The organism is Flavobacterium sp. SORGH_AS_0622, assembly GCF_030818825.1.
Taxonomy (GTDB): domain Bacteria; phylum Bacteroidota; class Bacteroidia; order Flavobacteriales; family Flavobacteriaceae; genus Flavobacterium.
Genome location: NZ_JAUTAX010000001.1, coordinates 4919532 through 4942612, shown reverse-complemented (window position 1 = coordinate 4942612; position 23081 = coordinate 4919532). Strand labels below are relative to the sequence as shown.

Here is a 23081-nt window from a genome sequence, read left to right as displayed (position 1 = left end):
TTTATATCAAAAGATTAACTTAATCTTCTTTCTCAGATAATTTACGCTCTAATTCAATCTGAAACTCTTCGATAACAGGTTTCATAGTGCTTTCTGGAATATCTGCGATTCTAATATACATTAAACCGTCTACAGCATTATTAAACAAAGGATCGACGTTAAAAGCTACAACACGTGCGTTTTGCTTAATATACTTTTTAATTAAAACCGGCAAACGTAAGTTTCCTGGTTCTAACTCGTCAATGATTTTATCAAACTTGTTTAAGTCAGATTCAGCTTCATCGAAGATAAAGTCTTTATCGGCATCTTTCAGTTTAACTTTATAGGCTTTTTTCGGGTGAATATACTGCGCAATATACGGATCGTAATAATTCGATTTCATAAACTCAATCATCAACGATTTTGAAAAATCAGAAAATTGGTTGCTGATACTTACACCGCCCAATAAATATTTATGTTCAGGATAGCGTAAAGTGGTGTGAATAATACCTTTCCATAACAAGAATAACGGCATTGGTTTCTGCTGGTATTCTTTTACGATAAATGCACGACCCATTTCGATCGATTTGTGCATCATATCGTGTAATTCTGGTTCAAATCTAAAAAGATCTGTCAAGTAGAAACCTTCAATTCCGTATTTCGGATAAATTTCAGCCCCTAATCCCATACGATAAGCACCCGCGATTCGCTTTGTCTCATCATCCCATAAAAACATATGGTGGTAATATTGGTCGTATTCGTCTAAATCTATAGATTCGTTTGTTCCTTCTCCAACTTCACGGAAAGTAATTTCGCGTAAACGTCCTATTTCATGCAAAATATTCGGAATTGATTTCGCTCTAGCGAAAAACACTTCGTAATTTTTACTTTGAAGCAAACGGCAGTCACTGTTTCGAAGAGCCTGAACTTCATCAATCATTTTTGATTCGTTGGCCGGCGTAACAATTTTTTTAGGCGCTTTGGTAATTTTTAAACTAGCAGTGTCGATCAATTTCGTGTCCTTTTCAAAAGGATTTGCCAGCATATAGGTTTTCTTTCTTAAGAATTCTGAATATTCTTCAAAAGATTCGATTTCGTTTTGCTCGTTTACCGAGATTGGTTTTCCAATACGAACTTTAATAACACGGTCTTTTTGAGTCAAAAGCTCAGATGGTAATTTGGCAGTACGTAAAGTATCGTCAATTTTAGAAAGCCAGTAAAATAGTTTACTGTTTTTGGCATGAAAATAAATCGGCACAACCGGAACTTTGGCTTTTCTGATTAATTTCAGCGCGCCTTCTTCCCAAGGTTTGTCAACCACTAATTTTCCGTCTTTATAAGTCGAAACTTCTCCGGCAGGAAAAATTCCTAAAGGTTTTCCGTCACTTAAATGACGTAAAGTTTCTTTAATACCAATTACACTAGATTTAGCATCCTTGTGGTTTTCAAAAGGATTAACCGGCATAATGTATTTTTTCATTGGAACAATTCTGTGTAACAAGAAATTGGCAATGATTTTGAAATTTGGCTCTCTTTCAAGCATCAATTTCAATAATAAAATCCCATCAATCCCACCCAGCGGATGGTTTGAAATAGTAATGTAAGCACCATCTTTTGGCAGACGTTTTAAATCTTCTTCTGGGATTTCGAACTTAATTTCCATTTCGTCCAAAATTCCATTTAAAAACGCAAGGTCTTCCAAATGTTTATTACGGTCATAAATTTTATTAAGGGTAGAGATCTTAAGAACCTTCATAAGAATCCAGCCAGAAAAGGTACCGAAAACTCCGTACTTTTCAACATTTATTGCCTTTGCAACTTCTTTCGCGGTAACTAAACCCATGTACTATTTTTAATTTATTCGAACAGCGAACAAAGATAACAAAAAAGTCTACTTTTCATTGTTTCCAAGATAAACTTTGCACATTTTTATTACATTTGAAATCCTAAAAAAAACACTGATGAAAATTATTTCTTATAATGTAAACGGAATTCGTGCTGCGATAAACAAAGGTTTTATCGAGTGGCTTCAACAAGCAAATCCTGATGTGATCTGTCTTCAGGAAATAAAAGCTACGCAGGATCAAATTCCGGTTGATGATATAACTGCCGCCGGCTATCCTTTTCAATATTACTATCCTGCGACCAAAAAAGGGTACAGCGGAGTAGCTATTTTATCTAAAACAAAACCGAACAATATTGTTTTCGGAACGGGAATTCATCATATGGATTTTGAAGGACGAAACCTTCGTGCCGATTTTGATGATGTTTCAGTAATGAGTTTATATCTTCCGTCTGGAACAAATATCGAAAGACTGGATCATAAATTTATGTTTATGGATGATTTTCAGACGTATGTTAATGAGCTAAAATTGACGATTCCGAATTTGATTATCTGCGGTGATTATAATATCTGTCACGAGGCGATTGACATTCACGATCCAGTTCGTAATAAGACTGTTTCTGGATTTCTTCCTGCAGAACGAGCTTGGTTAGATGGTTTTATGAAATCTGGTTTTATTGATAGTTTCCGTCATTTTAATAAAGATCCGCATCATTATTCGTGGTGGAGTTACCGCGCTGGTGCAAGAGGAAATAATAAAGGCTGGCGTATCGATTATAATCTGGTAAGCGAATCTTTAGAAAACCGATTAAAAAGAGCGGTTATACTTCCAGATGCCATGCATTCAGATCATTGTCCGGTTTTAGTCGAAATTGATTAAAGTTTGGTATTGTTCTTGCGGAAAGGATAGTTGTTTTAAAATTGACATTGAATTTTGAATTCAAAAAGTATTAAACGCCCAAAAATAAAACCAATTAAAGTAAGATGATTAAAAAAGCCTCCATCGGATTGCTAGTATTAGCCTTGTCCGCAACGTCATGCGTTTCGAAGAAAATTTACAATGATCTAGAAACAAAGTATTCAGACTTAAAAAAAGAAAACCGTTCTATTGCTGATGAAAATGAAAATTTGAAAGCAGCAAAAAATCAGTTAGAACTGGATCGCGATAAATTGACTAAAGACCTTGCCAGTACAAAAGACGACTTGGCAAAGCAAAAAGCTGATCTTGCCGCTGAGCAGAAAAAATATAAAGTATTGCAAGATTCGTACAATGCATTAGAGAAAAACAGCAATGATGCATTGGAAAAAAACATGGCTAAGAACCGTGAATTATTGGCACAGTTAGAAGCAAAAGGTAAAGCTCTTGCAGATGAACAAGCTCGTTTAGACAAAACAGGAAATCGTTTGAAAGAACTTGAAGATATGATTGCAGCTAAAGAAGAAGCAATGCGTAAACTAAAAGAAACTTTATCGAAAGCCTTAAACGGATTTGAAGGTAAAGGTTTGACAGTTGAACAGAAAAATGGAAAAGTTTATGTTTCTATGGAAAACAAATTGCTTTTCAACTCAGGAAGCTGGGCTGTTGGAACAGAAGGACGCAAAGCGGTTGTAGAACTTGGTAAAGTTTTGGGCGATAATCCAGATCTTTCGGTTCTTATTGAAGGCCATACAGACGATGATCCGTATGCTGGTTCTGGACCAATTGCAAACAACTGGGATTTATCGACTAAAAGAGCAACTGCAATTGTGAATATTTTGAGCGAAAATGCCAAAATCAACAAACAAAAATTAACGGCAGCGGGAAGAAGCGAATTTTCTCCTTTGGCAAGCAACGCCACTCCAGAAGGAAAAGCTAAGAACCGTAGAATCGAGATCATCTTAACTCCTAGATTAGATGAGATTGCTGAAATGCTTAATAGTATTAACTAAGATGCTAAGGTTCTGAGGAACTAAGTTTCTAAGGTTTTAAAAAGGTTCAAAGTTTTACTTTGAACCTTTTTTGTTTCCTGCAAGGTTTTTAAAACCTTGCAGATTTGTTTTTAGATTTGAAGTTTTAGTTTTGGCATCTTGATTTTTCAAATAGGAGCTTCTGTTTTATTATTTTCGTAACTTTGAATTTCTAAAATTTAAACGATGGGACTTCCAGAATTAAAAGAAAAAATAAGAAATCAACTGGATTTAGCTGATGAAAGAGTGTTGAGAATTGTTTCTTCCGTTTTTGATAATTATTTGAATGAAGTAGTTTCGTATGATTCAGATGGAAATCCTCTGTCATTATCAGAATATCATAATAAAGTTGAAGAAGGATTGGATGATATAAAATACAATCGAATAATTTCAAAAGAAGATTTGTCGAAAGAAACGCAAGATTGGGATAATGAGTAATACTAAATTTGAAATTTTTTGGACTTCAAACGCAAAAGAAGATCTAAAAGAAATTTATATTTCATTAAAAAATAGAATATCGAAAGAAACAGCACTTAAAATCAGAAATGAATTACTGTACCAATGAAATTGTTTTTGCAGAACAGTTTCAATTAGATGAATACAGATTAGATTGTCGAAGAATAGTAATAAGAAACTTTAAGGTTCTTTATCAAATTCGAGAAAATTCAATTTTTGTAATCAGGGTTTTTAATTCTTTTCAAAAACCTGTGAAAAGTTTGAAATAATAAAAGCTCAAAGTTTTATGCTTTGAGCTTTTTTGTTTCCTGCAAGGTTTTTAAAACCTTGTACATTTTAATCTTGATACGAAATGTTGATACCTACAAGGTTTTGGAAACCTTGCAGGAGAAGAAAGAAAGAGAAAATCTTGTGGTTTTTTTAACCTTTAACAAATTTCAATTTGAAAAATCCCTTTGTACCTTTGCCTCTTTGCAACTTTGAACCTTAGAAAAGAATGAAATACACAACATTACCCAACACCGACATAAAAGTTAGTAAAATCTGCCTTGGAACAATGACTTTTGGGCAGCAGAATACAGAAGCTGAAGGACACCAACAAATGGATTATGCTCTTGAAAGAGGCGTTAATTTCTTTGACACAGCCGAAATGTATTCTGTTCCTGCAAGCGAAGCAACTTACGGAAGCACAGAAAAAATTATAGGAACTTGGTTCAAGAAATCAGGAAATCGCGATAAAGTCGTTTTAGCATCAAAAATTGCGGGTCCAAATCCGAATTTTGGATACATGCGTGAGAAATTGGACTTTTCTCCAGCGAGTATTAAATATGCGGTTGAAAACAGCTTAAAAAGACTGCAGACAGATTATATCGATTTGTACCAAATGCACTGGCCAGAAAGAAAAACCAATAATTTTGGACAGCGCGCGTTTCACGGACATGATGATGTTTGGGAAGATAATTTTAGAGAAATCCTAGAAACTTTCGACGGATTAATTAAAGAAGGGAAAATCAAACATATTGGAGTTTCAAATGAAAATTCTTGGGGAATGATGCGCCTTTTAGAAGAAAGTAAATATCAAAATCTGCCAAGAATTAAAACCGTTCAAAATCCGTATTCTTTATTGAATCGTTTGTTTGAAGTGAACTCTGCAGAAGTTTCAAAATATGAAAATGTGGGATTGCTAGGATATTCGCCTTTAGCTTTTGGAGTTTTGACTGGGAAATTCTTAACGGGTGAAAGTCATCCAAAAGCGAGAATTAATCTTTTTCCGCAATACAAACGTTACAATAGCGACCAATGTACCGAAGCAACTAAATTGTATCAGGAAATCGCTAAAAAACACGGTTTAACGTTAACGCAATTAGCAATGGGATTTGTTTTAGCTCAGCCTTTCTTAACAAGTGCCATTATCGGAGCTACAACTTTAGAACAATTAAAAGAAAATATCGACACGATTGATGTGATGCTTTCTAAAGAAATCCTCGCGGAAATCGATGCTGTTCAGGTAATAATTCCTGACCCGGCTCCTTAAAAAAATAATGCCTAACAGATTTTTATTATCTGTTAGGCATTATATAAATTTAGATTAATGAATTAGCTTCTATCTAATAGGCCGCGCAGTTGTGTTTGTGTCTAATGCCTTTAATTCTCCATTAGGAGTTATAAGAACATAATTTTTATCCATCTTTGCTGGTTTGTTTGTTTTGATTGCAATTTTGACTTCATACTGTATCTGAATCGCAGGTTCTAGCAAGGTTGGGTTAATTACAAAATCAAATTCTTTGTTCAAAATGGGTTGATAATAAATTGTTGTAGATTTACTTACTTGATTTATAGCGGCAGTTTTTTTTAAATTTAATGAAGAACTATTGGACGCTTCATAAGATTTGTACATATCTATGGGATAGTTTACTGTATAACCATCAATTATTTTTTTTTCGGAATCTGCTAATGATTGTCCTAATAAAATCTCATAGTTCTTTATTTTTTCCTGAACAAGTAATTTTGCCTTATTCATCATTTCTTTCTTGATTGACTCTAATGAGTCGGAGTAATAATCATTTCTTGCTAAATCATAGATTTCGTTATTTGATAGTATCGAAATAATGTCATTTAACTGATTTGGGTCAGAATATTTGATTAGAATGTTTTTCTTTAGTTCAAAACCTGCCGGTATTTCATTATATGTTTTTCGGCTAAAATTTTTCTTTTCTGTTTCATATTCATAAACAGGAACAAATGAAATCATATCAATAAAAGTTTCAACATTTTTTTTAAGTTTGATTTCGCTTACGGATTGATTAATTCGTTTGTCTATTAGCTCGTTTACTTCTTGTGCAGTTTTTCCATTTTGAGTAACACTAAAAGTGGCGATATAAGTATCTGCTTTTATGTTTGCAAGACCTTTAATGTTTACAAACATATCATTTTCTGAATCTAATTTTACATCAAGAATATTTCTATTGGCATACTCATAATTATCATTATTCCTGTTATAAGATGCATTCGTTCCAACACCAACCTGACCAATCATAGCCTGACAAAAAATTAGGGCTAACAATTGAAAATTTATTCTTTTCATATTCTTATTTATTAAAAATTGGAAGCAAATATATGAAAGAAAAAACTTATATTTATTTGATGTGTTTGAAAATAACAAAGCCACAAAGTTCAATAAAAAAACTTTGTGGCTTTGTGCCGTGGCAAATTTGTAATCTTATAAATCAAATTCATCATCAGTTGCGAGAGAATCCAATTTCACAGCTGTCGAATCCGGAACTTTGATTTTTATAAATGAGCGAGCATTACCAGATATATAAACTGGCAATTGTCCTAATGTATCTTCTGGAACTAAAAGACCGCGGCGGAACATTAGATTTTTCAAGAATTTTTGGTTTTTAATGGCATAATCTTTCAAATTGCCTTGATCGTTAAATTGATACATGAATTTTCTTGGCTTCGGAATAATAGTTGCCAAATACAGACATTCATCAACATTTAGAGCAGAAGGACTTTTTTGGAAATAAAAATGGCTCGCTTCGCCAATTCCATACACGTTTGGTCCCCATTCGATAATATTGAAATATACTTCCAGCATTCTTTCCTTGCTTACAATTCGGTTGTTTTCTAAAATGTAAACTAAAAGGATTTCTTCAAGCTTTCGCGAAAGCGTTTTTTCTCTTGTCAAGAAAACGTTTTTAATCAACTGCATGCTTATTGTGCTGGCACCACGCGAGAATTTTTTGGTTCTGATGTTTTTTAGAATCGATTGTTTGAAGGCTTCATTAATGAATCCGCGATGCGAGAAGAATGACGGATCTTCTGTTGTTAAAACACATTTTCTTAAATAAGGAGAAATTTGGTCCAAAGGCGTATAATTCGGATTTGCATTTCCAACCAAAATTGGTCGCTGTAATACATTTTGAATAATCGCGCGGTACACAAATTCGCCGTTTAATTTATTTAAATCGGCTTCACCATATTTGGTAATTCTTAAATCTTCTTTATTCAGTTTGCTGTCAAAAACAAGTGTATTGGGTTTGTTTTGATTGAATTTGAAATCTAATTTGTAATCGAAATTCCCAGTTGCCTGCATGCCTTGAAAATGTGTAAATAAACCATCTGGAAGCGAAACGATGAAATCCTGCGCTTTCATTTGCGGAATATCAACTTTTAAAGTGTAAACCGTATCTTTTTCAGTATCATAAGAAATGTACGGACGTACTTTTATTTTATTCAACTGCATGGTCGAAGAGCTGTCAATAGAAATAAAACTGTCTCCCAATAAAAAGCGGTAATCAAAACGGGCATTTTTTATAACCACATCTTTACTGGCAATTTTTGGGTGATTGATTTTAAGATTGGCAATAGAAGTGTAGCCGTCTATATGGAGTTCGCTGCCGCTTTTGTCTATGTTTTGAACATTAAGGCGGATAGAATCGAAACTTGCTTTTAAGTTATAACGCTGATCGAGATATGGAACACGAATTGCTCCAGTGTCTAAATTGAAAAAACGAATATCAGCTTTTTTGTTTCTCGGATCAGCAAAACCTTTAATATTCCAGCGTTGATCAAAGTCTTTCGCTTGAACATGAAGATTAGTTTCTAATTGTTTATTATTTAAGATTAGTTTGTTTACTGCAATAGAAGTTTGTTTTCCGTTGTCATCGATTTTAAAATTGAAATTTTTCAAGTCCATGTCGGTCGGAACCAAATTCAAGAGTTTGGAAATGATTCTGTAAGCAAAAGAACCATATTTGCGCTTTTCGTTTGATTCTGTTTCTTCACGGTCTCTTTTTAAAAAAGCATCAAAATTTCGTTTTTTGCCTTTTTTGACCAATTGAATATAACCGTTATCAACTTTTAAAGTGCCAATTTGAACATCTCCGATTAATAAACTGCTTAAGCTAATGCTGGTTTCAACATTTTTAATTTTGCATAAAGTGTCGGCATTTATAGGTGCCAAAACTACATCGGTCAGTTTTATGGTAGACAATCCATCAAACGAAGCCGATTTTACAGAAAAATTACTATTATACTCAACAGCCATTTTATGGGTAACTTTTGCAATTGCCTGCTTTAAAAGTGAATTTCGGAAATAATACAAGCCGATGCAAAGCAAAATCACTACGACGGCTAGTACTTTTAATGCCTTGTATATTTTTTGTTTTGGAAAATTCATAAAATTAGTTTGCTTCGAAATTATTCAGTTTTCAAATTTAAATTTAAAATTACCAGCTTGGAGAGTTTTTCTTTTAAATTTTAAACAATGTGTCTAAAATGTTGATCTAATTCTGTTTGTACTTTAATACGCAATGCTTTTTTGTAAAGACATCATATGGATTAAGCTTGTTGAAGCTGTTTTCTTTTCTTAATTGTGGAAAACCGTATTTTTTTATAGTATTTATCCTATATATTTGTGCTGTTAAATAATAAAAAAACCAGTCAAATGAAAATTTTAAAAAAAATTATGTTTTTGTCTTTTGCAATTTGTGCATTAGTGTTGTCTTCATGTAGTAGTGATAATTCGTCAGATGATACAGATACTCCAAGCAGTCAAGAAGGATTTATGAAATTTAAGTATAATGAAACTGTTTATACTATTTCTGAACCTGCCTTGATAAGTTCAGGAAGTATCAATATAATGGGAAGTACAGGAATTGATAATACCTATAAAAAAATCTCTTTATGGACGCCTTTGAATATTACAACAGGAAGTCATCCCATAGTTTTTGATTTATCAAATCTTACTACTACGTACCACGCGTCCTTTAGTTTTATGCCAGAAATAGAGAATGCCGATGCTACATCTGGAACGATAAATATTACTGTTAATGATGATAAAAAAATTGAAGGTACTTTCAGTTTTTCAGGAACTTCAAAAGGAAAAACATTTACTGTTACTGAGGGAAGCTTTAGAATTATAAAATGGTAAGAACTTAAAAAGTTTAAAAAATCCTGCTCATAAGTATTATACTCGAGAGCAGGATTTTTTTATAGTAGATATTCTAAAAAATCAACCAAAAAGAATGCTTGCAACATCTTCAATTTTAGCAACCAGTTCGATTTTAATTCCAGTGTTTTTTAAAGCAATTTTATTGTATTTAGAAACAAAAATAGTATCAAATCCTAGTTTTTCTGCTTCCTGAATGCGCTGGTCCACACGGTTTACAGGACGAATTTCGCCCGAGAGCCCAACTTCTCCAGCAAAACAAAAACCTTTACCAACCGGAATATCTTCGTTGGAAGATAAAATGGCAGCGACAACCGCTAGATCAATTGCAGGATCATCAACAGAAATTCCGCCTGTAACATTTAAGAAAACGTCTTTTGCGCCTAAACGAAATCCAGCTCTTTTTTCTAAAACTGCCAAAATCATATTTAGCCTTTTGGCGTTGTAACCAGTTGTACTTCGCTGCGGAGTTCCGTAAACTGCGGTACTAACCAAAGATTGTATTTCGATCATTAACGGGCGCATACCTTCAAGAGTTGTGGCAATTGCAGTTCCAGATAATTCTTCGTCTTTGTGCGAAATTAAAATTTCAGAAGGATTGCTTACTTCTCTAAGTCCGCTTCCAAGCATTTCGTAAATTCCCAGCTCGGCAGTAGATCCAAAACGGTTTTTTAAGGAACGTAAAATTCGGTACACATGATTTCGGTCGCCTTCAAATTGCAAAACGGTGTCAACCATGTGTTCTAAGATTTTCGGACCAGCAATATTTCCGTCTTTTGTAATATGTCCGATTAAAATTACGGGAATATTACTTTCTTTAGCAAACTTGATTAGTTCGGCGGTAGTTTCTCGAATCTGAGAAATGCTTCCAGCCGTAGATTCGATATAGTCTGTATGCAAAGTCTGAATCGAGTCAATTATGACAACTTCAGGTTGAATAGTTTCAATTTGTTTGAAAATATTCTGCGTCTTGGTTTCCGTTAAAATATAGCAGTTATCGCTATTTGGCGTTATTCTTTCGGCACGCATTTTTATTTGTTTCTGGCTTTCTTCTCCAGAAACGTATAATGTTTTATAAGGTAATTTTAGCGAAACCTGAAGCAAAAGTGTACTTTTCCCAATGCCGGGTTCTCCGCCCAAAAGCGTTAATGAGCCAGGAACAAGTCCACCGCCTAAAACACGATTTAATTCGCTGTCGGTTGTGTCCATTCGGACTTCCTGTGCAGAGTCAATTTCGTTTATTTTTAAAGGTCTTGGTGCTTTACCAATTGGAGTTGGTTCACTCTTCCAGGCTACTTTTTCCTGTTTTTGAATAATTTCTTCGGCAATCGTATTCCATTCTTTGCAGGCATTACATTGTCCCTGCCATTTGGAATATTGCGTTCCGCAGTTTTGACAAAAAAAGGAAGTTTTAACTTTTGACATTATTTACTTTTTTTCGCGAGCGTATTCATTTCGTCGATTTTCTCATACATCAAATCTTTGTTCAAATCACCAATTGGCTCCATTTGCGAAGCATTTTGGTATTTTTTTGATGCATGTTTAGGATCGCCTTGTTTTTCATACATTAATCCTAACTCATATTCTCCTAACATGGCTTTTGGATAATTTACATTTCCTATTTCAGCCATTTTTCCTAGTTCGCTGTAAGCGTTATTTTTTAAAATTATATTTTCTATTACTTTAAAATCACTCATACGAACAGGAATTTGAACGCCTAAAACTTTAGACATTTCGTTGTATTTGTTCTCTAAATATTCGGCATAACCAGATTGAAGAACGGCAATTTTATTATTGTACTCCGCAGAATTAATTGGTCTGTAAACCTCAAAAATCTGGTACAACGCACTCGGAATCGAATGCAGTACTTCTGTATAATGTGTTGTGCCTTTAAATAATTCGTATTTATAATTTACTAACGGATTATTGGCAATTTTAATATTACTGTCTAATTTTTCTATTGGTTCTTTTATTTTTTTAATATCGCCGTCGGCAGCAGATAAATAATAGAATATAGGTTCTTTAATTTTAGCAAATTTTTCTGGAATACGAACTTCCATTTTTGGTGCCAATTCTGGACTGAAACAGATATAAGCATTAAAAAGTGGATTTTCTTTATATAAATAAAAATTAGCAAAACTGGCTGTTAAATCATGTCCCGCAATTATTCTAAATGGAGATGTTCTGTATTTTTTTTCGATATACGGAATCAATTCTGCTCCTATAAATTCGAAAAATTGTGCTCCTTTTTCAAAAGGAAGTCCGTTGTTTTGATCGATAGTTGTATCATCAAAACGTTCTCCGTCTTTGTTTTGATGAATTCCTATAATAATCATTTCTGGAATATCATCCCAATAAGAACCATAACTTACAGCTCCAGAAAAAGGATCAAATAAGTAATCTCCATCCAATAAATAAAGAACAGGATATTTTTTGTCTTTGTTTGCTTCGTAAGAAGCAGGAAGTCCAATCGTAATTCTGCGTTCTTCTCCCAGTTTTTCTGATTTAATATTATCGAACGTTTTTTGGGCAAACGACGAAAATGAAATCAAAAGTGTTAGTAGGTAAACTTTTTTCATGATTTGTGGCATTTCAGTGAATTAAAAAAGTATTGAAAATAGTGTAGCAATATACTATTTTATTTGCTTCTTTGTTAAGCAGGTTTGAAATTGAAGCACAGCAGTTTAGGCTCAAAATCATTTTTGATTGAGGCAAAAGAAGCTTTTTTTGTACAAAATTTGGGTTTTGACAAAGAAGGGAAATTCTTAGAAAAAGAAAAGATTAGGTTAATGAATTGTCATTTTCATTAGGGAAAATAATCCATGGTTTGAAGGTTTTTGCTTCTTCAAAATCTAAAGTTGCATAAGAAATGATAATAATGATATCATCTTTCTGAACTTTTCTTGCTGCAGGACCATTCAAAGTGATTTCACCTGAATTTTTTTCACCTTTAATAGCGTAGGTTTCAAAACGTTCGCCATTATTAATGTTTACAATTGATACTTTTTCGCCTTCAATAATGTTTGAAGCCTCTAGTAAAGTTTCATCAATAGTAATGCTGCCAATATAATTTAAATCGGCACCCGTTACTTTAACGCGATGAATTTTTGATTTTATAACTTGAATTTGCATGCTGCAAAGTTAGATTAATTTAATGAAATGGTATCAATCAGTCTTATAGAATTAACAAATACCGCTATAAATGCACGATATTTTTTGTCTTTATCTTTCTGATCGATAGGTAAAAGTGTAGATTCGTCAGCAATAACAAAATATTCAAGTTCAAACTCTTTGTTGTCTTTGAAAGAATTTTCTACAAATTCAACAGTTTCTTGTGGAGTATGAGTTTGAAAAATATCTTTTGCCTCAGTCAATGTTTTGTAGATTATAGAAGCATCTTTGCGTTCTTGTGCCGTTAAACGTTCGTTACGAGAACTCATTGCAAGCTGGTTTTCTTCTCTAAAAATTGGACAGCCAACAATATTTACAGGTAAATTTGTTTTCTCGACCATTTTTTTAACAATTTGAAGTTGCTGAAAATCTTTTTCTCCAAAATAAGCATTTGTCGGAGTTACAATTTCGAAAAGTCTTTTTACAATTGTTCCAACTCCATTAAAATGTCCTGGTCTGAATTTTCCTTCCATCTGATTTTCTAATCCATCAAAATCAAAAGTTTGAGAAATGGTATTTCCTTCATAAATATCCTCAACAGAAGGTGCGTATAAAATGATTTTGTCACTTAATGTACGCATTTTCTTAATATCCTCTTCTAAAGTTCGCGGGTATTTTGCTAAATCTTCAGGATTGTTAAATTGTGTTGGATTGACAAAAATGCTCACAACTGTGTCGTCGTTTTCTTTTAACGAACGTTGCATTAAGGCCAAATGTCCTTGGTGTAAAGCGCCCATTGTTGGTACAAATCCGATGGTTGAATTTGCGGTTTTGATAGTTTTAATATAAGCTATCAAAGCTGCTTTACTGTAGAAAATATGCATCGAGGTATTATTAAAATTTAGTGCAAACATAATATATTAGTTATAAACTGCATAAATTTTTGTAATTTTGCGACGTTTTTATTACCAAAATTAAGTAAAATACTATTATGAAAGATAAGAGGATATTATATGTATCATCTGAAGTCGTGCCTTATTTGGCTGAAAATGAGGTTTCTTTAATGTCTTATGACGTTCCGAAAATGATTAATGATCAAGGCGGTCAGATAAGAATTTTCATGCCAAGATACGGGAATATCAACGAGAGAAGACATCAACTGCATGAAGTAATTAGACTTTCTGGGATGAATTTGGTAGTGAATGACTTAGATATGCCATTGATTATCAAAGTAGCATCAATTCCAAAAGAAAGAATTCAGGTTTACTTTATTGATAACGATGAATATTTTAAACGTAAAGCAACTTTCGCAGATGAGGAGGGAGTTTTATACCCTGATAATGATGAGAGAGCAATCTTTTTTGCTAAAGGTGTTGTTGAGACAGTTAAAAAATTAAACTGGGTTCCAGATATTATTCACGTTCATGGCTGGCTGGCTGCAATGCTTCCAATCTACATGAAACATTATTACAAACACGAAGCATTGTTTTCTGAAACTAAAATTATAACTTCTGTTTACGGACAGTCTTTTGATGAAAATTTAGATTTGGAGATGATAAATAAAGTTAAATTTGACGGTGTTCCTCATGAGGCTGTATCAGATTTAGAAGTTCCAAATTACGAGAATGTTTTAAAAGCTAGTATATTACATTCTGATGGAGTAATAATAGCATCAGAAAATGTTTCTCCAAGTTTAACAAAATTTATAGAATCTTCAGGAAAACCTTTTTTACCTTTCGCCACGAAAGATGCATTTGCTGACGCTTATACAAATTTCTACAGAACGTTTGGACTTTAAATTTTAACTTTATTATAAAACATGTATAATACTTCTTTTATTAAGAAAATTCTTTTAGCTTTAATTGTTGTTTTTTTATATTCTTGCGATAAAGATTTTAATGCAATTGGTGATGGTTTAATTGGAGATGATCATTTTGGTCTTGAACCAGAGAAATATAATGTTTTAGCATTTAATCAAGAAGTAACTCCTGTTCAGTCCAATAACTTGGCTATTAATGCTTTAGGAATTTATGATAATCCAGTATTTGGTACTACAACAGCTAACTTTGTTACGCAATTGGCACTTTCTGCTTATGCTCCTACAATTGGTGAAGCCCCAGTTATTGATAGTGTTAAGCTTGCGATTCCTTATTTTAGTCATGTAAAATCAACAGATACAAACGGAAATAATACGTATGTTCTAGATTCTATTTATGGAGATCAAAATGGAAAAATTAAGCTGAGTGTATATGAGTCAAAAATGCAGATGAGAAGCAGCTATTTTAGTGGTGGGTCTCAATTGCCGCAGTTTTATTATACAGATCAAAACACTGATTTTTTTAATCAAAAAGGAGATGTGCTTTTAAATGATGCACAAATTAAAGATAAATCTGGTAATTTGTTAGAAAACGATCAATTCTATTTTGATCCAGCCGAAATTAAAACTAAAACGATTGATCCAGATACTAAAAAAGAAACTGTTACTAGATCAGTTCCACAGATGACTTTGCATCTTAATAAAGATTTTTTCCAAGCGAAAATCCTAAATGCTGCAGCATCAAAACTTTCTACTGAAGATCTTTTTCAAGAATATTTTAGAGGATTGTATTTTAATGTAGAAAAATCAGGATCTTTTCCTAGTAATATGGCCTTGATGGATTTTTCTAAAGGTGTAATTACTATTTATTATAAAGCTAAAACAGCTTCAACAACAGATGGTGATGCTACAGAAAGCAAACAAATTCTTTTAAATCTTAAAAGCAGTATAACTGGTGGTATAGTAAATACAGCCAGCTTCCTGCAGGATGTTAGAAAACCTGATTATGAAAGTGCCATAACTACAAATGTTAATAAAACAGATGGAGATGAAAGGCTTTATTTAAAAGGAGGTCAAGGTGCTCTGGCGGTCATTAGTCTTAATGATTTTGGGGCGCAGCTTGAAACAATTAGAGCTAACAAATGGATGGTAAATGAGGCAAATCTAGTTTTCTATATCGATTCTGATAAGATGACTGGAGCAGATGAGCCGAAAAGAGTTTATTTATACGATTTAGATAATAATACAATTATTACGGATTATTCGGATGGGACTTCTGGAGCATTGAACCCGTTAGATCCTAAAACAACTCGATATATTTATGATGGTATGATAAATGTTGATGCTACCACTAAAAGAGGTAAAACATATAAAATCAGATTAACCAATCATATACGTAATATTATTAAAGACGCAACTGTGAAAAATGTACGATTAGGTTTAGTAGTAACAGAAGATGTAAGCATTATAGCTTCAAATGTACTAAAACTAAAAAACGAAACAATATCACAAGCACCGAGAGCATCGGTTATGAATCCTCTAGGTACAATCTTATATGGCGGAAAAACTTCTGTTCCGGATGATAAAAGATTGAGACTTGAGGTTTACTACACGAAACCAAATTAATAAATATATATATGTGTGGAATTGTTGGATATATCGGCCATAGAGACGCTTATCCTATTGTAATCAAGGGGCTGAAGCGGCTTGAGTACAGAGGGTATGATAGTGCCGGTGTTATGTTATATGACGATGAGTCAGGCATAAAAGTGTGTAAAACAAAAGGTAAAGTGTCAGACCTTGAAGCTAAAGCTAATGAAGGTTTTACAACAAACGGAAATATTGGAATTGGACATACACGCTGGGCAACCCATGGTGTTCCAAATGATGTAAACTCTCATCCGCATCTTTCAAATTCTGGAGATCTTGTAATTATCCATAATGGAATTATAGAGAATTACGCACCTCTAAAAGAAGAATTGATAAAAAGAGGATACACTTTTAAATCAGATACAGATACTGAGGTTTTAGTTAATTTAATTGAAGAAGTTCAAAAGAAAGAAAACATTAAGTTAGGTAAAGCTGTTCAAATTGCATTGAATCAAGTTGTTGGTGCTTATGCAATTGCTGTTTTTGATAAAAAGAATCCAAACGAGATTGTTGCGGCAAGATTAGGAAGTCCGTTGGCAATTGGAGTTGGAGAAGGCGAATATTTTATTGCTTCTGATGCATCACCATTTATTGAATATACTTCTAATGCAGTTTATTTAGAAGATGGAGAAATGGCAAATATCAGACTGCACAAGCCAATCAAAATTAGAAAAATTAAAGATGACTCTTTGGTAGACCCTTATATTCAAGAGCTTCAAATGAATTTGGAGCAAATTGAAAAAGGAGGTTATGACCATTTTATGCTAAAAGAGATTTACGAACAGCCAAGTGTTATTAAAGATACTTATAGAGGTAGACTTAATGCGAATCAAGGAATTGTTCAAATGGCAGGTGTTGAAGATAATATTGAAAAATTCTTAAACGCTAAGCGAATTCTAATTGTAGCTTGTGGAACTTCTTGGCATGCAGGTTTAGTTGCAGAATATATTTTTGAAGAGTTTACTCGTATTCCTGTTGAAGTAGAATATGCTTCTGAGTTTAGATACAGAAATCCAATTATCAATAAAGATGACATTGTTATTGCTATCTCGCAATCTGGTGAGACTGCAGATACCATGGCGGCTATCAAATTGGCTAAAGAAAACGGAGCGTTTGTATTTGGTGTTTGTAACGTTGTTGGATCTTCTATTTCAAGAGAAAGCCATGCAGGTGCTTATACACATGCAGGACCAGAAATCGGAGTTGCTTCAACAAAGGCATTTACTACTCAGATCACAGTTTTAACGATGATTGCTTTAAGATTAGGAAAAGCTAAAGGAACTTTATCAAATACAGATTTCCATACTTATCTTCAAGAATTAGAAATTATTCCTGAAAAAGTAGCTGAAGCATTAGAAACCAATGATAAAGCAAAAGAAATTGCTGCTGCCTTTAAAGATTCGCCAAACTGTCTTTATTTAGGTAGAGGATATAATTTCCCAGTTGCTTTAGAGGGTGCTTTAAAGTTAAAAGAAATTTCATATATCCACGCTGAAGGTTATCCAGCTGCCGAAATGAAACACGGTCCAATTGCTTTAATTGATGAATTTATGCCAGTAATTGTTATTGCGCCTAAACAAGGACATTACGACAAGATTGTAAGTAACATTCAGGAAATTAAATCAAGAAGCGGGAAGATCATTGCGGTTGTTACCAAAGGTGATACTCAAGTTCGTGAATTAGCAGATTATGTAATCGAAATTCCAGAAACTTCAGACGCATTGTCTCCATTAGTTACTACAATTCCATTGCAATTGCTTTCTTATTACATTGCTGTGATGAGAGGTTGTAATGTGGATCAGCCTCGTAACCTAGCGAAGTCAGTTACAGTAGAATAACTTCTATTTAAAATACAAATATGTTAAAAAAGCGAGATTTATGTCTCGCTTTTTTTTATTGTCGAATTTTTTTTTCAACACCTGTATTTTTATGAATTTTTCATTTTTTTAATCAAAAATTGTATGTATGCATAGTAAGTAAGATTTTCTTGTGGTCTTCTTTGATTTTATTTTAATAAAACTCATTGATGAATAGTTAAAATATTGATTAAAATAGTGCTAAATATTAATTTTATTTAACGTTTTTTTATACATATGAAAATATTTATGTATTTTGGCTATATATACTAACGAAAAAACTAACCCAATGAGAGTCTACTTGCTAATTATGTTGTTATTCAGCGGAATATCCTTTGCGCAGAATACAATAACAGGTTCGGTTACAGATGGTAACAAACAATCTATTCCAGGTGCTAATGTTATTGTTGTCGGTGAAAATAGTGGTGCGTCTACTGATTTCGACGGATCATTTAAATTGACAACCAATTCAAAACTTCCTTTTTCTGTAAAAGTTTCTGCAGTAGGATTTGCGTCAAAAACGATTAATGTAACCACGGCTAATCAAAAGTTGAATGTAATTCTAATTGATGAAGAAACTAAATTAGATGAAATTGTAGTTTCAGCATCCAGAACACCAGAAAGAGTTTTGGAATCTCCTGTGACAATTGAAAGAATGGGAATTCAGGAAATAAAAAGGACGGCTTCTCCAACTTTTTATGATGGTCTAGAAAATATGAAAGAGGTACAGATGAATACCAGTAGTATGTCTTTCAAGTCAATCAATACAAGGGGATTTGCGACTGTTGCAAATACTCGTTTTATGCAGTTGGTAGATGGTATGGATAACTCATCTCCGTTATTAAACTTTGTTCTAGGAAACATGATCGGAGTTTCAGAGATTGATGTTCAAAGTGTAGAGTTGCTTCCAGGTGCTTCATCTGCATTATATGGGGCGAATGCATTCAATGGAATTTTGTTTATGACAAGTAAAAGTCCATTTACAAATCAAGGAATTTCTACTTATTTTAAATATGGAGCAACTTCACAAGAAGCTGCAGGCACAAATAGTTATTACGATTTTGGTATTCGCTTCGCGCATGCTTTCAATAAATATTTTGCTGCAAAAGCTAACTTTACCTATATGCAGGCTACAGATTGGTATGCTACAAATTATGATGACAAGACAAGGACGGGCATTGATAGAACGAATCCAAGTTATGATGGAATCAATGTTTATGGTGATGAGGCTTCTACAAACATCAAAGGAGTTGGTCAGAAATTAGAGGCTATGGGATTGATTCCCGCAGGAGCATCAAACCTTCTTCCAAGTACAATTGTAAGTAGAACTGGGTACAATGAAATTGATTTGACCGACAATAAAGCGGCAAATAAAAAAATCGACTTCTCTCTTCACGGAAGACCTTTTGGAGATGAAAGACTAGAAATTATTTGGCAAAGTAAGTTTGGTACTGGTAATGCGGTTTATCAAGGAGCAAATAGATATTATTTGAACGACTTTTTTATGCAGCAGCACAAATTAGAGTTTAAAGGGAAAAACTTTTTCCTAAGAGGTTATATGACTTCAGAAGACGGAGGTCATTCTTATGATATGGTTTTTACAGGTATTAATGTGAATAGAAAATGGAAAGATGATAACACTTGGTTTGGTCAATATGCGGGAGCATATATTCAAGGTACTTTGGCAGGTATGACACCTGAGCAGGCACATGCGGCAGGAAGAGCTACAGCTGACACAGGTCGTTTTTTACCTGGAACTGCTGAATTTAAAAATGCTTTTAGCCAAGTTGTAAACGAAGCAGATGTCCTTTCTGGTTCTAAATTAGTTGATAACTCAAAAATTTACCATTCTGATGCAAACTATAACTTTAGAGATCTAATAAAATTTGCAGAAATTCAAGTGGGAGGTTCTTTTAGGGCTTATGAGCTGAATTCTCATGGAAGAATTTATACGGACGCAAATGGTCCGATTAATTACAATGAGTATGGAGCTTATGCTCAATTGATGAAAAAATTCATGGATGACAGATTGAAGTTTACAGGATCTCTTCGTTATGACAAATCTAAAAACTTTGATGGAAACTTTTCACCGCGTTTATCTTTAGTGTATTCAGGAGGAGAGAAGAGAAATCATAATTTTAGAGGATCTTTCCAAACAGGTTTTAGAAACCCTTCTACTCAAGATCAATATATTGGATTTAATATTGGAAGTGCTGTGTTGATTGGTTCTGCTCCAGATAACTTGACAAGATTTAGTGAAACATTTCCGCTAAGTGCTGAAGGTCAATCTTACAGCAACGGAAGTGCTACTAAAAATATGACTGGTGTTGATGCTTATAATAATTCTTATTTAGCAAGTTCTGTAAATGCTTTTTCAGCTATGGCAGGAAGTAATCCAATTGCTGCAGCAGCTTTATTGAAGAAATCGAGAGCGAACTTAGTAAAACCTGAGGAAGTAAAAGCTTTTGAAATTGGATATCGTTCTATTTTTGAAGGTATGTCTATAGATATCAACGGTTACTATAATATTTATAATAATTTCATTGGTACTTTAAATGTAATTTCTCCTTACTACGGAACAGCACAGGATAATCCAAATCTTGCGGCAGGAACTACAGATGCAGGAGTGCAGTCTGTAAGAGCTATTCAAAATGGAGAATATAGAGTGTATCAATTGTATACCAATTCAGATGTAGAAATACATTCATTAGGATTTGGGGTTGGACTTTCTAGAAAAATAATTTCTGATTTCGAATTAGGGGTGAATTATAACTATGCTCAATTCGATTTTGATCAAGAAAAAGATCCAAGTTTTGAAGCTGGATTTAATACTCCAAAACATAGAGTTAAAATGTCACTTGGAAATGATAAACTGTTCAAGAATTTTGGCTTCAGTGTTAGTGGAAGATGGAACAGTGAATATCTGTGGCAGGCAGGTTTTGCTGATGGTGTGATCAAATCTGCAACTGTAATCGATGCGCAGATAAATTATGGAATTCCAAAATTGAAATCAGTTGTAAAATTAGGAGCGGCTAACATTGGTGGTAAAGAATATTATCAAGTTATTGGAGCGGGATTAATTGGACAGCAGTATTTTGCTTCTTGGACTATCAATCCATAATAGAATATAACTCTAAGTCAAATTCATTATTGATGTTTCTAAAGATATAGTTTAGAAGCAAATAATTATAAAAATTATAAATTATGATAAAAAATTTCAAATGGCTTTTATTGGTTTCGTTAACCTTTATGGCTTGTAATAGTGATGACGATGTGACTGTTCCTGTGGAATCGTCTGATGGGAAGCCTTTGACAGCTGGAAGTGCAGATTTTTCTAAATATGTGGCATTAGGAGATTCTTTTGCGGCAGGTTTTAGTGATAATGCCTTATTTATTAAAGGACAAGAAGGTGCTTATCCAAACATTTTGGCACAGCAATTTGCTTTAGTTGGCGGAGGAGAGTTTAAAACGCCTTTTTCAAATGATAATATTGGGGGGTTGTTATTAGGAGGGAATGTTATTTTTGGGCCTCGTTTATATTTTAAGAGTGCACCAGTTCCAGTCGAGGGAACACCAACGACAGAAGTTACAGCGCATTTGTCTGGGACTTTTGGTAATTTAGGAGTTCCTGGAGCTAAAAGTTTCCATTTGTTAGCGCCTGGTTATGGTAATCCAGCGGGAGTTGTTGCAGGAACAGCAAATCCTTATTTTGCTCGTTTTGCTTCAAGTACAACAACTACAGTTCTGGCCGATGCTTTAAGTCAAAATCCTACTTTCTTCTCTTTGTGGATAGGAGGTAATGATGAGTTGGGCTACGCAACTGCTGGTGGTGATCCGACAGTAAATCCGTTAACGCCGCCGGCTACTTTTGCGGCAGCATATAACGCCTTGGTTACACAGCTTGTTTCTGGTGGAAGAAAAGGAGTTGTGGCTAATTTACCTGTAATTACTACTCTTCCTCATTTTCATGTGATTGCCTACAATCAGTTAACTCAAGCGAATTTAAGTGCTGGAGGAGTGAGTTTGGTTGGTACTTTAAATGCTCAATTATATGGTCCGTTGCATAATGCATTAGCATTTTTAGGTCAGGGAAGCAGAATTAATCTTTTGTCTGCAACAGGAAATAATCCATTATTAATTGTAGACGAGACCCTGCCTGATCTTTCAGCAAATTTAAAAGCAGTATTAATGGGAGGTGGATTAGATGCTACAACTGCTACAGTAATGGGACAGATTTTTGGAAGAGCTAGACAAGCACTGCCTACTGATTTAATTGTTTTGGGCGCTTCATCTAGAATAGGTAAAGTTCCAACAGTTGCCGCTGATGGAATTGCTTCGCCTTCGCCTTCTTTGTCACAATTAGGAGTGACCTTTCCGTTGCCAGACAGATATGTTTTACTGCCTTCTGAAGTTGCTGAAATTGAAACGGCTACGAATGCTTATAATTTAACGATTAAAGCTGTAGCAGATGCGAATGGATTGGCAATTGTTGATGCTAAATCAATTATGGATGATCTAAATAAACCAAACGGAATTACAATGAACAACTTTACACTAAAAGCTACATTTGTTACTGGTGGAATGTTCTCTCTAGATGGAGTTCATCCTTCTCCAAGAGGATATGCTTTTATTGCAAATAAATTTATTGAGGTAATAAATGCTAAATATGGTTCAAATCTAAAAGGGGTGGATATTGGTAACTACCAAGTTTTATTTCCAGCTACATTATAATTGAAAACTATTTTTAACTTCAAAAAACCGCTCATTTTTAGGATGCAGCGGTTTTTTTTCTTTTATTAAAAAAATGCCGATTTTGTGATTTTATAGGTGAGTTTTATGAATCAAACAAAATCATGGTATTTTTTATGAAAAAAAAATTGATTTTATATTTTAAAAAATTATCTTTGCGCTCTGAAAAAAGAGGTATTTTCGATAAACCTAAATAGCTATTTAATAAATACATAAGTA

General features: G+C 33.6%; 17 protein-coding genes. 10 read left to right on the top strand and 7 right to left on the bottom strand.

The genetic code is table 11. The features are described 5' to 3' along the window. Positions 1-19: 19 nt before the first annotated feature. Positions 20-1822, bottom strand: a complete 1803-nt coding sequence (locus QE431_RS21160) for a lysophospholipid acyltransferase family protein (protein ID WP_057115322.1) — start codon at positions 1820-1822, stop codon at positions 20-22. 118 nt (positions 1823-1940) lie between these two features. Between QE431_RS21160 and QE431_RS21155 the strand changes: the two genes are divergently transcribed. The 4 genes from QE431_RS21155 to QE431_RS21140 all read left to right on the top strand — a co-directional run bounded on the left by QE431_RS21155 (position 1941) and on the right by QE431_RS21140 (position 5759). After that, positions 1941-2702, top strand: coding sequence for an exodeoxyribonuclease III (locus tag QE431_RS21155; RefSeq protein WP_057115321.1), 762 nt, complete (start codon positions 1941-1943; stop codon positions 2700-2702). Between the two features lie 104 nt (positions 2703-2806). Then, positions 2807-3751, top strand: a complete 945-nt coding sequence (locus tag QE431_RS21150; RefSeq protein ID WP_307300026.1) for an OmpA family protein — start codon at positions 2807-2809, stop codon at positions 3749-3751. A gap of 204 nt (positions 3752-3955) precedes the next feature. Next, positions 3956-4207, top strand: a complete 252-nt coding sequence (locus QE431_RS21145; RefSeq protein WP_307300025.1) for a hypothetical protein — start codon at positions 3956-3958, stop codon at positions 4205-4207. A 514-nt stretch (positions 4208-4721) separates the two neighbouring features. Further along, positions 4722-5759: an aldo/keto reductase gene (locus QE431_RS21140; protein ID WP_307300022.1), complete on the top strand. Its 1038-nt coding sequence runs from the start codon at positions 4722-4724 to the stop codon at positions 5757-5759. 69 nt (positions 5760-5828) lie between these two features. Here the strand turns inward: QE431_RS21140 and QE431_RS21135 are convergent, their stop codons facing one another. Together QE431_RS21135 and QE431_RS21130 are read right to left on the bottom strand one after the other, a co-directional pair. Next, positions 5829-6809: an SIMPL domain-containing protein gene (locus QE431_RS21135; RefSeq protein WP_307300021.1), complete on the bottom strand. Its 981-nt coding sequence runs from the start codon at positions 6807-6809 to the stop codon at positions 5829-5831. Positions 6810-6944: 135 nt separating this feature from the next. Further along, positions 6945-8909, bottom strand: coding sequence for a biosynthetic peptidoglycan transglycosylase (locus tag QE431_RS21130; RefSeq protein ID WP_307300020.1), 1965 nt, complete (start codon positions 8907-8909; stop codon positions 6945-6947). Positions 8910-9176: 267 nt separating this feature from the next. On the opposite strand from QE431_RS21130, the gene QE431_RS21125 reads away from it, so the two are divergent. Then, entirely contained in the window at positions 9177-9662 is a 486-nt protein-coding gene (locus QE431_RS21125; RefSeq protein WP_307300017.1) for a DUF6252 family protein, read from the top strand. A gap of 81 nt (positions 9663-9743) precedes the next feature. Here QE431_RS21125 and radA read toward each other — a convergent pair whose 3' ends face one another. From radA to panC, 4 genes are all read right to left on the bottom strand, one after another. Continuing rightward, positions 9744-11105 carry a DNA repair protein RadA gene (gene radA, locus QE431_RS21120; protein WP_307300015.1) on the bottom strand — a complete coding sequence of 454 codons (1362 nt, stop codon included), beginning with the start codon at positions 11103-11105 and terminating at the stop codon, positions 9744-9746. Further along, the gene (locus QE431_RS21115; RefSeq protein ID WP_307300013.1) at positions 11105-12259 is read right to left on the bottom strand and encodes an alpha/beta hydrolase; all 1155 of its coding nucleotides are present in this window, start codon (positions 12257-12259) and stop codon (positions 11105-11107) included. Before QE431_RS21115 ends, radA begins: the two co-directional genes overlap by 1 nt. 202 nt (positions 12260-12461) lie before the next feature. Further along, positions 12462-12812, bottom strand: coding sequence for an aspartate 1-decarboxylase (gene panD, locus QE431_RS21110; RefSeq protein ID WP_008465481.1), 351 nt, complete (start codon positions 12810-12812; stop codon positions 12462-12464). A 14-nt stretch (positions 12813-12826) separates the two neighbouring features. Beyond that, complete coding sequence (panC, locus tag QE431_RS21105; protein WP_134138659.1) at positions 12827-13705, bottom strand: pantoate--beta-alanine ligase; 879 nt, start codon at positions 13703-13705, stop codon at positions 12827-12829. A gap of 77 nt (positions 13706-13782) precedes the next feature. Here panC and QE431_RS21100 point away from each other — a divergent pair, with 77 nt between their 5' ends. The 5 genes from QE431_RS21100 to QE431_RS21080 all read left to right on the top strand — a co-directional run bounded on the left by QE431_RS21100 (position 13783) and on the right by QE431_RS21080 (position 22844). After that, complete coding sequence (locus tag QE431_RS21100; RefSeq protein WP_134138658.1) at positions 13783-14589, top strand: glycogen/starch synthase; 807 nt, start codon at positions 13783-13785, stop codon at positions 14587-14589. A gap of 21 nt (positions 14590-14610) precedes the next feature. Further along, positions 14611-16233 carry a DUF4270 domain-containing protein gene (locus tag QE431_RS21095; protein WP_307299990.1) on the top strand — a complete coding sequence of 541 codons (1623 nt, stop codon included), beginning with the start codon at positions 14611-14613 and terminating at the stop codon, positions 16231-16233. 11 nt (positions 16234-16244) lie between these two features. Continuing rightward, positions 16245-18095, top strand: coding sequence for a glutamine--fructose-6-phosphate transaminase (isomerizing) (gene glmS / locus QE431_RS21090; RefSeq protein WP_307299987.1), 1851 nt, complete (start codon positions 16245-16247; stop codon positions 18093-18095). Positions 18096-18402: 307 nt separating this feature from the next. Then, on the top strand, positions 18403-21234 hold the full coding sequence (locus tag QE431_RS21085; RefSeq protein WP_307299985.1) for a TonB-dependent receptor domain-containing protein: 2832 nt from the start codon (positions 18403-18405) through the stop codon (positions 21232-21234). Between the two features lie 83 nt (positions 21235-21317). Continuing rightward, positions 21318-22844: an SGNH/GDSL hydrolase family protein gene (locus QE431_RS21080; RefSeq protein WP_307299984.1), complete on the top strand. Its 1527-nt coding sequence runs from the start codon at positions 21318-21320 to the stop codon at positions 22842-22844. Positions 22845-23081: the final 237 nt, after the last annotated feature.